Below are 12,976 nucleotides of genomic sequence, written 5' to 3'. Positions count from 1 at the left end.
CCCATCCATCTGTTCATCGAACCAAAACTGTACGCCGCCTCCCTGTGCCGGACAAGCCGGGAATTGGTGGTACCGTTTGCCGATGCCGACGGTATCGGCTGCCGCGTCGTCAGGCCATCATCGCGCGCAGCTCATCCTCGGCGGCGCGGCTCAGCGCCTGCGCTTCGACGTTGATGGCGCCGAACGCACGCCCGGCGGCGCTGTGGCGCATACCAGCCACCACCAGCAGGATGTGGGCGCCGCACAGTGGCGCCGGCAACCGGCGCCGGACCTCGGGCAGGGTTTGCATCAATGACTGGCCGGAAGGCTGGGCGTCGAACAGCCGCCCCGCAGCCACGGTTTCGGGCGCGGGCAAGCCTGCATCGGCCTGCAGTCCCAGCGCCGACAGCGCTTCGGCATGGCGGTTCGCCAGCGCGGCGCGGTAGGCCTCCGGATCGGCGCCGACGCGCTGGAACACGCGCCGCGCGGAGCCTTCCACCAGGTCCAGCGCGGCCAGTGCGTAATGCTCAGCACCTGGGTGCTGCTGGCCCGCCTGCAACGCGCGGCGCTCGGCGTCCTTCGACAGATCGGCTATGGTGCGCATGTCTTGCCAGCGCTGTTTCAGCTTTGTGAACATCGTCTTTCCTCCTCGGGGTCTTCAGCCGCGCGCCAGATTCGCCGCGTGCTTTTTGTGGGCGGCTTGTTTGGAGACGCCCAGCGCCTCCGCGATCTGGGCCCAGGTCCAGCCGTCCTCCAGCGCCTTGCGCACCGCTTTTTGCTCAACCCTGTCGGCCAGCTCGCGCAGCGCCAGCACGGCCGCCAGTGCGTCGCCGGGTTCGGTGGGTATCTTGAGGTGATGGAGATCGGTCATGCGTCAACTTTAATTGACGCATTTGAGGTTGTCAACTTAAATTGACAGATCTAAGCTGGGATCATGGAAAAGACGTGGGCGTCCACGGACAGGCCGCGCAGCTTGAGCCGGTTGCGCGCCAGGCATTCGTGCGTGGCGCCGGCCTTGCGGGCCACTGCGGCGCTGGGCTCATTGCCCGCCGCGATGACGATTTCCACCCGAGATTGATTCAGCTGCTCGAAGGCGTAGCGCGACAATGCCGCCACCGCGGCCGCCGCCGCGCCCTGCCTTTGCGCCGAGGCGCGCACCCAGTAGCCCAGGTTGCAGAAGCCGTTCACCGCGTTCAGCTGGTTCAGGCCGCCGCCGCCGACCAGCGTGACGCCGTCAGCCAGGAAGATGCCGAATTCGTGCGCGCTGCCGTCGGCGCGGCTGGCGTCGCACCAATCGAACCAGGACAAGGCTTGCTCCTCGGAGTACTCGGCGTGCGCCCAGGACATCCACATGCCGACGCTATCCATCGACTCGCGCACGCCCGCAGCGAAGCCCGGCGCGTCGGCGGCGATGAAGGGGCGCAGCAGGAAGCTACCAGCCGGCAGCGGCGTCATCGGCCGCCCTCGCCGCCAACCGGACCATAGCCGCCGCCGCCCGGCGTCTCGATGACGAACAGGTCGCCAGGCTGCATGTCGGTCTTGCCGATGTGCGGCAGCTCCTCAATGCTGCCGTCCGCCCGCACCACGGTATTGCGGCCAAGTGCACCCGGCGCGCCGCCGGCCATGCCGAACGGCGCGTGGATGCGGTTGTTGGACAGGATGGCCGCCGTCATCGCTTCGAGGAAGCGCACCTTGCGCGTGCCGCCGTTCCCGCCATGCCACTGCCCCGCCCCGCCGCTGTCTTCGCGGATCGCGTAGCTTTCCAGCCGTACCGGGAAGCGGAACTCCAGTATCTCCGGATCGGTCAGGCGCGAGTTGGTCATATTGGTCTGCACGACGCTGGTGCCGTCGAAGCCGGGCCCCGCGCCGGAGCCGCCGCTGATGGTTTCGTAGTACTGGTACTGCGCATTACCGAACGTGAAGTTGTTCATCGTGCCCTGCGCCGCCGCCATCACGCCCAGCGCGCCGTACAGCGCGTTGGTGATGCAGGTCGAGGTCTCCACGTTGCCCGACACCACCGATGCCGGATAGTGCGGATTGAGCATGGAGCCAGGCGGTATCAGCACCTTCAGCGGTTTCAGACAGCCGGCGTTCAGAGGAATCTCGTCGTCCACCAGCGTGCGGAACACATACAGCACCGCCGCCATGCACACCGCCGACGGCGCATTGAAATTGTTCTCCAGCTGCGGCGAGGTGCCGGTGAAGTCGATCTCCGCGCTGCGGCCGGCCTGGTCGACCCGCACCGCCACCTGTATCTGCGCGCCGTTATCCAGTTGCAGCGTGTAGCTGCCGTCCTTCAGCGCGCTGATCACGCGCCGCACCGCTTCCTCGGCGTTGTCCTGCACGTGGCCCATGTAGGCCTGCACCACCTCCAGGCCGAAGTGCGCCACCATCTTGCGCAGCTCGTCCACGCCCTTCTGGTTGGCCGCCACCTGCGCCCGCAGGTCCGCCATGTTCTGGTCCGGATTGCGCGCCGGGTAGCGCGCGCCGGCCAGCATGGCCCGCGTCTCGGCCTCGCGCAGCTGGCCGCCGGCGGCGCCGGTCGCGGCGCCATCGACCAGCTTGAAGTTATTGATCAACACGCCCTCTTCCTCGATCACGCGCGAATCCGGCGGCATCGAGCCCGGCGTGGTGCCGCCGATGTCCGCATGGTGGCCGCGCGAGCCGACGTAGAACAGGATGTCCGCGCCCGCCTCGTCGAACACCGGCGAGATCACCGTCACATCCGGCAGATGGGTGCCGCCGTTATACGGATCGTTGAGCATGAAGACGTCGCCGGCGCGCATCTGGCCCGCGTTCTCGCGCATCACGGTCTTGATGCTCTCGCCCATCGAGCCCAGGTGGACCGGCATGTGCGGCGCGTTGGCGATCAGGTTGCCGTCGGCGTCAAAGATGGCGCAGCTGAAGTCCAGCCGTTCCTTGATGTTGACCGAGTAGGCGGTGTTTTGCAGGCGCAGCCCCATTTGCTCGGCGATCGACATGAACAGGTTGTTGAAGATCTCCAGCATAACCGGATCGGCGTTGGTGCCGATGGCGCGGCGCTCGGGCAGCGCCACCACGCGCCTGAGCACCAGGTGGTCGTGCAGCGTCACCTCCGCCTGCCAGCCCGGTTCGACGATGGTGGTGGCATTCGCCTCGGCGATGATGGCCGGACCTTTGACGATATCGCCGATACGCGTGGCGCCGCGCTGATACAGGCTGGTCTGGCGCCATTTGCCGGCGGCGTACATCGGCACCACAGCATGCGGCATCAGGCCGGACACACGGCGCGGCGCCGGCTCCACCGATTCGGACGGCGCGTCGGACTTGCCGATCGCCTCCACCGACACCGCCTCCACGATCAGGGCCTTGGACGGCATCAGGAAGGAATAGCGCTTGCGGTAGGCCGCTTCGAACTGCTCCTTCATGCTGTCGGCGGTATCGAACAGCACGATCAGCGCCGAATCTGTGCCTTCGTAGCGCAGGTGCACACGGCGTATCAGCACGATGCGCTCATCCTCCACGCCCTGGTGCTGCAGGTCGGCGCGCGCCTGGCGGCCCAGCGCGTGCAGGCGCGCCTCGAGTTCTTCCAGCCCCTCCACGTTCAGGCGCTTCTCCACCGCGGCCTCGCGCATCGCGGTCTGGTCGGCCAGCCCCATGCCGTAGGCCGACATCACGCCGGCCAGCGAATGCACGAACACCGTCGTCATGCCCAGCGCATCGGCCACCAGGCAGGCATGCTGCCCGCCGGCGCCGCCAAAGCTGGTCAGCGTGTATTCGGTGACGTCGTGCCCGCGCTGCACCGAGATCTGCTTGATCGCGTTGGCCATATTGCCGACGGCGATTTCGATGTAACCCTCGGCCACTTGCTCGGGCGAGGTCTCCTTGCCGGTGGCGGCCTTGATCTGCGTCGCCAGTTCGGTGAATTTCGCGCGCACGGCCTGGGCGTCGAGCGCCTGCCGGCCTTCCGCGCCGAACAGCTGCGGGAAGTGATTGGGCTGGATCTTGCCCAGCATGACGTTGCAGTCGGTGACCGCCAACGGGCCGCCGCGCCGGTAGCTGGCCGGTCCCGGATTGGCGCCGGCGCTGTCCGGGCCGACGCGATAGCGGCTGCCGTCGAAGTGCAGGATGGAGCCCCCGCCCGCCGCCACCGTGTGTATGCTCATCATCGGCGCGCGCATGCGCACACCAGCCACCTGGGTTTCGAACACGCGTTCGAACTCGCCGGAGAAATGCGACACGTCGGTCGAGGTGCCGCCCATGTCGAAGCCGATCACCTTGTCGAAGCCGGCCAGTTTGCTGGCGCGGACCATGCCGACGATGCCGCCGGCCGGGCCGCTCAGGATGCTGTCCTTGCCATGGAAGGCGCGCGCGTCGGTCAGGCCGCCGCTGGACTGCATGAACTGCAGGTTCACACCCGGCATTTCTTTCGCCACCTGGTCGACATAGCGGCGCAGGATGGGCGACAGATAGGCATCGACCACGGTGGTGTCGCCGCGCGCCACCAGCTTCATCATCGGACTGACTTCGTGCGACACCGACACCTGCGTGTAACCCATCATGCGCGCCATCTCGGCCACCTTGACCTCGTGCGCGTGATAGCGGTAGCCGTGCATGAAGACGATGGCCAGCGAGCGCAGGCCCATGTCATAGGCGGAGGCCAGGCCGGCGCGCGCGGTTTCCATGTCGAGGTCGACAATGCTGTCGCCATGCGCGCCCATGCGCTCATCGATTTCGATGACATGGCTGTACAGCAGTTCGGGCAGCAGGATGTGGCGGTCGAACAGGCGCGGACGGTTCTGGTAGGCGATGCGCAGCGCGTCGCGGAAGCCGCGCGTGATCGCCAGCGCGGTCGGCTCGCCTTTGCGTTCCAGCAGCGCGTTGGTGGCGACCGTGGTGCCCATCTTGACGGCGCCGATCTGCGCCACCGGAATCGGCTTGCCCTTGGCCACGCCCATCAGTTGACGGATGCCGGCGATGGCCGCATCGGGGTACTGCTCGGGATTCTCGGACAGCAGCTTGAGCGTACGTAAGCGGCCATCGGGCGGACGCGCCACGATGTCGGTAAACGTACCACCCCGGTCTATCCAGAATTGCCAATCCATGCATGCCTCGTTACGATGACTGAAGCGTATATTGTAGTGGCTCGGCCGCGCGCGGGACAGCGGCCTTACAACATAAATTAGATGCTAAAATTGCACCATGAACCCACTCTACTCCTGCGCGGAGATACGCGCCATCGAAGAAGCAGCCGCCGCTGCCCTGCCGGAAGGTGTGCTGATGCAGCGGGCCGGCCAGGCCGGCGCCAACGCCGCGCTGGACCTGCTGCCGTTCTCCACCGCCAAGGCCAGGGTGCTGGTGCTGGCCGGCCCCGGCAACAACGGCGGCGACGGGCTGGAGACGGCGGCCCACCTGGCCTACGCCGGCGCGCAGGTGACCATCCTGCACTTCCCGCCGCAATCGGGATCATCGACCGAACGCGCGGTGGCACTGCAGCGCGCCCAGACCAGCGACGCTCGCTTTGCCGAGCTTGACCTGGCGGCGGTGGCCGGCACCGACTGGACACTGGTGGTCGATGGCTTGTTCGGCCTCGGCCTGCAGCGGCCGCTGGCCGGCGCACTGCGCGAGCTGGCGGAAGCGGTCAACGGCCTCAAATGCTCGGTGCTGGCGCTGGACCTGCCCAGCGGCCTCAATGCCGACACCGGCGCCATCGTCGGCCCGGACGGCGTGGCCATCCACGCCACCCACACCATCTCCTTCATCGGCAACAAGCCGGGCCTGCACACCTGCGACGGCCGCGACTACTCGGGCCTGGTGGATGTGTCGCGGCTGGACATCGACATCGGCCACTTCGCACCGGCGCGGCTGCACCTGAACGACGTCAAATTCTTCTCGCGCCATTTGCGCACGCGGGTCCACAACTCGCACAAGGGCAGCTACGGCAGCGTGGCGGTGATCGGCGGCGCGCGCGGCATGAGCGGCGCCCCGCTGCTGGCGGCGCGCACTGCGTTGAACAGCGGCACCGGCCGCGTCTACGCGCTGTTCGTGGAAGATCCGCTACCCTGCGACAGCGGCCAGCCGGAACTGATGTGCCGGCTCGCCGACGATTTCGACATGCGCTCATCGACGCTGGTGATCGGCCCCGGACTGGGCGCCTCGCGCCTGGCCTCCGCCCTGCTGGCGCGCGCCATCGCCAGCGACAGCGCGCTGCTGGCCGATGCCGACGCCCTCAACCTGCTGGCCGCCGAACCCGCGCTGCAAGCGGCGCTGGCGCAACGGCCCGGCGGCTGCGTGCTGACCCCGCATCCGCTGGAGGCGGCGCGCCTGCTGGGCACCACCATCGCCGAGGTGCAGGCCGACCGCGTGGGCGCGGCCCGCAAGCTCGCGGCCAAGCTGAACGCCAATGTGGTGCTGAAGGGTTCCGGCACGGTGATCGCGGCGCCGAACGGCGACGCCGTCATCAACACCACCGGCAATCCGGCCTTGGCCAGCGCCGGCACCGGCGACGTGCTGTCCGGCCTGTGCGGCAGCCTGCTGGCGCAAGGCTGGCCTTTGTGGGAAGCCGCGCTGGCCGGGGTCTGGCTGCACGGCATGGCGGCCGATGTGCTGGTCACCGAAGGCGCCGGCCCGATCGGCCTGACCGCCAGCGAACTGGTGCCGGCGATCCGCGTGGCGCTGAACCGCATGGTCCAGCACCACGGCCGCTGAGCGCGACACGCCTTGGCGGCATATCGGCTAGCGGTTCAGACCAGGCGGCCCGCCGCGATGGTGATGGTGCGGCTGCAGCGCGCCGCCATCGCCTGGTCGTGCGTGACCAGCACCAGCGTCGAACCGTGCTGGCGATTCAATTCGAACATCAGCTTGATGACGGCTTCGCCGGTGGCGGCATCCAGGCTGCCGGTCGGCTCGTCGGCGAACAGCAGCGGCGGCTCGGTCACGAATGCGCGCGCCAATGCCACCCGCTGCTGCTCGCCACCGGACAGATACTTGGGATAGTGCTTCAGGCGGCTGGACAGCCCTACCCGCTCCAGCATCATTTCCGCGCTCTCGCGCGCATGGTTGGCGCCGCGCAGTTCCAGCGGCAGCATGACGTTTTCCAGCGCCGTCAGGTGCGGCAGCAGCTGGAAGGACTGGAACACGAAACCCAGCTTTTCCTTGCGCAGCGCGGCGCGGCCATCCTCGTCCAGCGCGTAGATATCGACGCCGTCGAGCATCACCTTGCCGGCGCTGGGCGTGTCCAACCCAGCCAGCAGGCCGAGCAAAGTCGACTTGCCTGAGCCGGAAGCGCCTACAATGGCGAGCGTCTCGGCTTTTTGCACGGTAAAATCCACCTCGTGCAAGATCGTCAGTTCGCCGCTGGCGTCGGCCACTCGCTTGGCCAGGCCGCTGACGGCGATGGCGGGCCCGGCGCCGGACGCCGGTGCGGCCGCGACGCTGGCCGCCAAGCCCGGTCCATCCGGCATGAAATTGGAAGACGCTTTAGGGAAATCAGGCATGCTGAATGTGTTAAATGGTTTAAAAAATGGTTTAGCCGCCGTGCTGCTGGCATCGGCGGCGGCGAGCGCCTATTCTGCACCAAAAACCGTGCTGGTGCTCGGCGACAGTTTATCGGCCGAATACGGCCTGGCGCGCGGCGCCGGCTGGGTCGCGCTGGCGGAACAGAAACTGAAGGACCAGAACATCCAGGCCACCGTGGTCAATGCCAGCGTCAGCGGCGAGACCACCAGCGGCGGCCGCTCGCGCCTGCCGGCGCTGCTGCAAAAGTACAAGCCGGCGCTGGTGGTGATCGAGCTGGGCGCCAACGACGGCTTGCGCGGCCTGCCGGTGGCCGCCGCCGAAGCCAATCTGCGCGTGATGGCCAATGCCGCCGCCAAGGCCGACGCCAAGGTCATGTTGATCGGCATGCGCATGCCGCCCAATTATGGACGCGACTACGCCGACAAGTTCTACGCCATGTACGGCACCCTGAGCAAGGAGATCAAGGCGCCGTTGGTGCCGTTCATGCTGGACGGGGTCGCCGACAAGCCGCAACTGTTCCAGCCGGACCGCCTGCATCCATTGGCCACGGCCCACCCCACCATCCTGGCCAATATCTGGCCGGTCCTACAGAAAAGCATCAAGGCCAAATGAAGTATCCAGAAATTATCGGCTTCGACGAAGCGCTCCAGCAACTGGACCAATTCGACGCCATCATCGACGTCCGCAGCCCAGGCGAGTTCGCGCTCGACCACCTGCCCGGCGCCATCAACGCGCCGGTGCTGGACGACGAGCAGCGCATCCGCGTCGGCACCATGTACAAGCAGGTCAATTCGTTTGAAGCCAAGAAGGTCGGCGCCGCGCTGGTGGCCAAGAATATCGCCGCCCACATCGAGGCGCTGTGGCTGGACCAACCGCGCGAATGGCGGCCGCTGATCTACTGCTGGCGCGGCGGCAACCGCAGCGGCTCGATGGCGCACATCCTGGCCAAGATCGGCTGGCCGGTGGCGCAGCTGGACGGCGGCTACAAGGCCTTCCGCGCCCACGTCAACGCCGCGCTGGAACAGGCGCCGGCGTTGAATTTCAAGGTCATCTGCGGCACCACCGGCAGCGGCAAGAGCCGCCTGCTGGAAGTGCTGCATGCGAACGGCGCACAGGTGCTGGACCTGGAGCAGCTGGCCGTGCATCGCGGCTCGGTGCTGGGCAACCTGCCCAGCCAGCCGCAACCCAGCCAGAAGGCTTTCGAGACCGCCATCTGGAACGCGCTGCGCGGCTTCGATCCGGCGCTGCCGGTGTTCGTCGAATCGGAAAGCAAGAAGGTCGGCAACCTGCGCGTGCCGGCCGCGCTGATGGACACCATGCGCGCCTCGGATTGCATCGCGCTGACGTTGTCGCGCGAGCATCGCGTGCGCCTGCTGATGGAGGACTACGCGCACTTCACCGACAGCCCGGCCTCGCTCAACGAACAGCTGGAACACCTGGTGACGCTGCACGGCCGCGAGACGATCAAGCGCTGGCAAGCCATGGCGGTCGCCGGCGCCATGCCGGCGCTGGTGGAAGAGCTGCTGGCCGACCACTACGATCCGGCCTACCTGCGTTCGATCGACCGCAACTTCGTCAAGTTCGCTCAGGCGCTGCCGCTGGAACTGGAAGATATCGACGCCGCCGCCTTCCGTAAGGCCGCGCTGGACCTGATCGCCACGGCACGCTCCTGAAACAACAAAGCCCCGATGATCGCCATGCGATTCGGGGCTCCGTTCAGACCGCGTTTTGAGCGCGCGGTAAAACTACCTCAGCTTTTCCTACGGCGGCGTCCCAGGTAAGACAGGATGCCCAGGCCACCCAACATCATGATGTAGGTTTCCGGTTCAGGCACAGGGTTGGCGTTCAGCGTTCCGGAGTAGCTGGCGGTGATGCTTTTCGAAATGCCGGAGACCGTCAGCACCAGCGGCCCGCTGACCAAGGAAGGGTTGAGCCAGCCATTTTCGCTCGCGCCGACAGGCGAGAAGGACAAGACATTACCGTTCAAGTCGGCAGAGATGAAGTCGATATCGTGCGTGCCGAACAGATTCATGGTCTGGATATAGACATCGACCAAGCTTGCGCCGACCGACGGGCTAAACGTAAAGACATCGGTAAAGGTCCCCGCCACCAAGTGCGTCGCGCCGAAGTTGGTGCTATAGCCTATCGTTGGATTGCCGCTCAGCGGGACATTGATGGCCTGACTATCGCCGGCGGCATAGCTTGTGATCGAGGTGGCCGCCAGCGCAGCCCCGACTAAGAGTGATGTTAGTTTCATTTTTTCCCCGGTAAAGAAAGTGGAAACCGCATGCACACCTGATGAGCTCGGTGTGCAGATCAAAGTTACACCTGCCAAATTTAGATGTCAATTAATTATTCAAAAAGAACAACTAACTAGCAAAAGACAAGTTTTCAATGACGGCGGGGAGAATGGCAGCTGCGGTGCGGGCGCACCATGGAGGAGAGGATTTTACCGAGCCGGGAAGCGCATGGCGCTTCCCGGAGAACTACATTACTTCACTTCTGCTACTGTGGTTTTTTCGATCGGCTTCAGGATCTTGACCTTGGCCTTTTGCTTCAGCAGTTCGATGTAGTCATGCATCTCTTGCTGGGCAACGATGTTGCTGATCTGCTCGGCTTCCGACTTGCGACGCTCTTCGTCCTGCACCGCAGGCTGCTGCACCTTGCCGATGCGGTAGATGCCGTAGCCCATGCCAGGCACATCCACGCCGACGTAGGCTGGCAGCTTGGCGGTATCGGCCTTCATCACTTCCTGCACCGCCAGGCCGTTCACGCCTTCCGGCTTGGAACGGGACACCAGCTTGGCTGCACCGAAGCCGGTGGCGTCGCCGGATTTCTTGAAGGCGGCCAGTTTCTCGGCGCCGGTCTTGGCGGCCAGCTTGGCGGCTTCTTCCATCGACACGCGCTGACGGATGGCGGCGTCGACTTCGGCCAACGGACGCTTGCTGGCAGGCTTGAATTCGACGATACGGCCGGCCACCAGGGTGCTAGGCGCGGTCTCGACGGCTTCGGTGTTGCGCTTGCTGCTGATCGATTCGTTGGAGAACAGCGCGGCCAGGAACTTGGCGTTGTTGTACGGCGCAGTACCGGCCATCGGCGACGGCGTACGCGAGACGTTGACAGCCGTTTCGATCTTCAGGCCCAGCTTGTCGGCGACCGGCTTCAGGCTGTCCGATTGCTCGTAGACGGTATTGGTGAAGGCTTCCGCCATTTCCGAATACTTCTTCGAGGCCTTCTGCTTTTTCAGCGCTTCGGCGACATCGTTCTTCACTTCGTCCAGCGGCTTGACCACGGCTGGCTTCAGCGCGGTCACGGTCAGCACGTGGAAACCGAATTCCGACTGCACCGGATCGCTGATCTCGCCCTGCTTCAGCTTGAGCACGGCGGCTTCGACCGGCGCCGGCAGCGAACCCTTGGTGACGATGTCCAGATCGCCGCCCAGCTCGCCCGATGCCGGATCTTCCGACTTGGCCTTGGCGACCTTGGCGAAGTCGCCCGGGGTCTTGCGCAGCTCGGCCACGATGGCGTCGGCCTTGGCCTTGGCGGCGGCGGTTTCAGCGGCGTTGGCGCCCTTCTTCAGCGCGATCAGGATGTGCGCGGCGCGGCGGCTTTCGGCGGTCGTGAAGCCGGCCTGGTTGGCGGCGTAATACGCGGCCACTTCGGCGTCGGTCACGGCGATCTGGCTCATGACGGCGCTGCTGTTGAAGACCACGTATTCGATCTTGGCCTGCTCGGGCACTTCGAAGAACTTGGCGTTCTTGTCGTAGAAAGCCTTGACCATGTCGTCGGTGATCTTCACTTGCGGCACGAAGTCGGCCACCGGCAGCAGCAGTTCCTGCACTTCGCGTTCCTGCGCGCCGATGTCGGACAAGGTCTTGGCCACGGCGCGCGGCGCGAAGCCGGTGGCCTGGATGGCGTTGCCCAGTTGTTGCAGGGTCATGTCGTGACGGATGCGCTGGTCATACATGGTAGGCGTCATGCCTTGCGCGGCCAGGATGGTTTTGTAGCGCTCCATGTCGAACGCGCCCTCGCCACCGAACTGTTCCTTGATGACTTTTTGCAGCTGGGCGTCGCTGACGCTCAGGTGCGAACGCACCACTTCGGCAGCCACGGCGCGCTCGGCGATCAGCTGGTCGAGGATGTTTTGCTTGAATTCCGGGGTGTCGAACATCTTCTGGTCGAACTGCGCGCCCAGACGCTGGCGGTAGCTGTCCAGCTGGGTGCGCACGGCATTGTCGAACTCTTGCTGGCTCAGGGGTTTGCCGTCGATTTTGGCGATCGTATTGACGTCGTCGCCAAAGCTCTTGTAACTGCCGATGCCGACGAATGCAAACGACGGGACGATGATAATCGCCAGGAGTATCTGCATCAAACGTTGATGGGTACGAATAAATTCAAACATGGTCTGCCAATTCGGATTGAGTGGAACTTGCACATACAAAAAAGGCGAACTCGCGTTCGCCAATTCCGGTTGGCGGATTTTACAGCGCGCCCCCCTCTATAGCAAGAGTAAATCATTGGCAAAACAGTCACGCCGCCACACCGGACAACAAAAAGCCCGCCGAGGCGGGCTTGGTGTTACAAGGCCGGCAATCAGCCCTGGCGGCGACGGCGCGCAACCACGCCCATCAGGGCCAGGCCACCCAGCAGCATGCCGTAGGTTTCTGGTTCAGGCACGGCGGTGATCGACACGTTGTCCAGCAAGGCGCCCTGGTTGTCGCGACCCTGGTCGGAGAAGCTGAAGCCCACCAGGCCGTTGCTGCTGGCGGTGTAGGTCAGGCTGAAGGTCTGGAAACCGTCGGCGGCCGAACGGGTGAAGACCTGGCTGCCGCTACCGAAGCCAACTTCAACGGTGTCGTTGCCGGCGCCGCGGTTGTTACCCGCCAGGTCGAACGACAGCTTGTAGGTAACGCCGGCCGTCAGTGCGACCGAGTTGAACAGCAGGCCGGCGCGGCCGGTCGAGCCGTCCAGATCGACATAACGGCCGTTGCCTGGCACCAGATCGAAGAAGCCTGGCGCGCCGATGACGTCCACGGTGCCGCCGGCGACAGCCCAGCCGCCATTGAAGACGGTGGCGTTCAGCGCCAGTGTATCGGTGTTGAAATTATCGGCAAAAACCGGCGCCGCCTGGGCCGCCGATGCGCACAGCAATGCTGCGGCAATAACCAATTTCTTAAAAGCCATAGTGTATCCCCTTGGTAAATTGTCCATCAAATAACAAAATCAATATAGTTTCAGTACTACAAGGATGCAGCATACTATTGATGAGCTAGGCACTCGCGCACGATACCACTGGTAAATATTTGTTTCTAAAGCGGATATTGATTACAGGGAGGCGGATATTCAAAGGAAGGGAATTGAATTAATACGGACCGGAAAAAGAAAAACCCCGCAGCTAATAATAGCTGCGGGGTATCTTGTTCTTGGCGGAGCGGACGGGACTCGAACCCGCGACCCCCGGCGTGACAGGCCGGTATTCTAACCAACTGAACTACCGCTC

The 12,976-nt window shown here is 64.8% G+C and carries 11 protein-coding genes; 3 read left to right on the top strand and 8 right to left on the bottom strand.

The window, feature by feature from the left end; all coding sequences use genetic code 11:
- Positions 1–109 precede the first annotated feature (109 nt).
- The 4 genes from V6M89_RS05225 to V6M89_RS05210 are packed head-to-tail and all read right to left on the bottom strand — an operon-like array spanning position 110 to position 5,063.
- Positions 110–616, bottom strand: a complete 507-nt coding sequence (locus V6M89_RS05225) for a Clp protease N-terminal domain-containing protein (protein WP_332852200.1) — start codon at positions 614–616, stop codon at positions 110–112.
- Positions 617–637: 21 nt separating this feature from the next.
- Complete coding sequence (locus V6M89_RS05220; protein WP_332852199.1) at positions 638–850, bottom strand: helix-turn-helix domain-containing protein; 213 nt, start codon at positions 848–850, stop codon at positions 638–640.
- A 50-nt stretch (positions 851–900) separates the two neighbouring features.
- The gene (locus V6M89_RS05215) at positions 901–1,434 is read right to left on the bottom strand and encodes a GNAT family N-acetyltransferase (protein WP_332852198.1); all 534 of its coding nucleotides are present in this window, start codon (positions 1,432–1,434) and stop codon (positions 901–903) included.
- The gene (locus V6M89_RS05210) at positions 1,431–5,063 is read right to left on the bottom strand and encodes a hydantoinase B/oxoprolinase family protein (protein ID WP_332852197.1); all 3,633 of its coding nucleotides are present in this window, start codon (positions 5,061–5,063) and stop codon (positions 1,431–1,433) included. The genes V6M89_RS05215 and V6M89_RS05210 overlap by 4 nt, the downstream gene beginning before the upstream one ends.
- A 97-nt stretch (positions 5,064–5,160) precedes the next feature.
- Between V6M89_RS05210 and V6M89_RS05205 the strand changes: the two genes are divergently transcribed.
- The gene (locus V6M89_RS05205; RefSeq protein ID WP_332852196.1) at positions 5,161–6,666 is read left to right on the top strand and encodes an NAD(P)H-hydrate dehydratase; all 1,506 of its coding nucleotides are present in this window, start codon (positions 5,161–5,163) and stop codon (positions 6,664–6,666) included.
- A 35-nt stretch (positions 6,667–6,701) separates the two neighbouring features.
- Here the strand turns inward: V6M89_RS05205 and V6M89_RS05200 are convergent, their stop codons facing one another.
- The gene (locus V6M89_RS05200) at positions 6,702–7,421 is read right to left on the bottom strand and encodes an ABC transporter ATP-binding protein (protein ID WP_332852402.1); all 720 of its coding nucleotides are present in this window, start codon (positions 7,419–7,421) and stop codon (positions 6,702–6,704) included.
- Positions 7,422–7,452: 31 nt separating this feature from the next.
- On the opposite strand from V6M89_RS05200, the gene V6M89_RS05195 reads away from it, so the two are divergent.
- Together V6M89_RS05195 and mnmH are read left to right on the top strand one after the other, a co-directional pair.
- Complete coding sequence (locus tag V6M89_RS05195; RefSeq protein WP_332852195.1) at positions 7,453–8,088, top strand: arylesterase; 636 nt, start codon at positions 7,453–7,455, stop codon at positions 8,086–8,088.
- Positions 8,085–9,149, top strand: coding sequence for a tRNA 2-selenouridine(34) synthase MnmH (gene mnmH, locus V6M89_RS05190; RefSeq protein ID WP_332852194.1), 1,065 nt, complete (start codon positions 8,085–8,087; stop codon positions 9,147–9,149). Before V6M89_RS05195 ends, mnmH begins: the two co-directional genes overlap by 4 nt.
- 77 nt (positions 9,150–9,226) lie before the next feature.
- Here the strand turns inward: mnmH and V6M89_RS05185 are convergent, their stop codons facing one another.
- The 3 genes from V6M89_RS05185 to V6M89_RS05175 all read right to left on the bottom strand — a co-directional run bounded on the left by V6M89_RS05185 (position 9,227) and on the right by V6M89_RS05175 (position 12,660).
- Positions 9,227–9,733, bottom strand: a complete 507-nt coding sequence (locus V6M89_RS05185) for an FxDxF family PEP-CTERM protein (RefSeq protein ID WP_332852193.1) — start codon at positions 9,731–9,733, stop codon at positions 9,227–9,229.
- A gap of 234 nt (positions 9,734–9,967) precedes the next feature.
- Positions 9,968–11,878: a SurA N-terminal domain-containing protein gene (locus V6M89_RS05180; RefSeq protein ID WP_332852192.1), complete on the bottom strand. Its 1,911-nt coding sequence runs from the start codon at positions 11,876–11,878 to the stop codon at positions 9,968–9,970.
- 191 nt (positions 11,879–12,069) lie between these two features.
- Complete coding sequence (locus tag V6M89_RS05175) at positions 12,070–12,660, bottom strand: PEP-CTERM sorting domain-containing protein (RefSeq protein ID WP_332852191.1); 591 nt, start codon at positions 12,658–12,660, stop codon at positions 12,070–12,072.
- Between the last annotated feature and the right edge of the window lie 316 nt (positions 12,661–12,976).

Origin of the sequence: Duganella sp. S19_KUP01_CR8 (genome assembly GCF_036688705.1) — a bacterium.
Classification (GTDB): Bacteria; Pseudomonadota; Gammaproteobacteria; order Burkholderiales; family Burkholderiaceae_D; genus Rugamonas.
Note: the sequence above shows the minus strand (reverse complement) of the source record. Positions and strands in the feature narration are given on the sequence as shown.